This is a genomic window from Sulfitobacter sp. HI0027, from assembly GCF_001634775.1.
In the GTDB taxonomy this organism is placed as follows: Bacteria; Pseudomonadota; Alphaproteobacteria; order Rhodobacterales; family Rhodobacteraceae; genus Sulfitobacter.
This window is the reverse complement of the sequence record NZ_LWER01000260.1, coordinates 1-579: the sequence shown is the minus strand read 5'-3', so window position 1 is coordinate 579 and position 579 is coordinate 1. Positions and strand designations below refer to the sequence as shown.

Genomic DNA, 579 nt, shown 5'->3' with positions numbered 1-579 from the left:
GACACGCCTTATGACCCGCGCTCGCCCTACTCCGCCTCCAAAGCCTCCAGCGACCATTTGGCCCGCGCATGGCATGAGACCTATGGCCTGCCGGTCGTGTTGACCAATTGCTCCAACAACTACGGGCCCTTCCACTTTCCCGAAAAACTGGTGCCGGTGGTGATCCTGAATGCCTTGGCGGGCAAGCCTATCCCAGTCTACGGCGAGGGGCTCAACGTGCGTGACTGGCTCTATGTAGAAGACCACGCCGACGCGCTGCTGCTGGTGTTGGAAAAAGGCACCATGGGGCGCAGCTATAACATCGGCGGGGAGAACGAGGCGCGCAACATCGATCTTGTGAAAACCATCTGTGGGATTTTGGATCAAAAACGCCCCAAAGATGCGCCCTACGCCGATCAGATCACCTTTGTGCAGGATCAAAGGTGATCTGATCGGCGTAGGGCGCATCTTTGGGGCGTTTTTGATCCAAAATCCCACAGATGGTTTTCACAAGATCGATGTTGCGCGCCTCGTTCTCCCCGCCGATGTTATAGCTGCGCCCCATGGTGCCTTTTTCCAACACCAGCAGCAGCGCGTCGG

The 579-nt window shown here is 57.5% G+C and carries 1 protein-coding gene and 1 pseudogene; one reads left to right on the top strand and one right to left on the bottom strand.

All coding sequences use genetic code 11. The features are described 5' to 3' along the window. Nucleotides 1-426, top strand: a 426-nt coding sequence (locus A3722_RS15210) for a dTDP-glucose 4,6-dehydratase (RefSeq protein ID WP_150120511.1), incomplete at its 5' end; no start/stop codon positions are given. Here A3722_RS15210 and A3722_RS24020 read toward each other — a convergent pair. Then, a pseudogene (locus A3722_RS24020) lies at nt 419-579 on the bottom strand (dTDP-glucose 4,6-dehydratase); the annotation flags it as partial. The gene A3722_RS15210 and the pseudogene A3722_RS24020 sit on opposite strands and share 8 nt — an antisense overlap.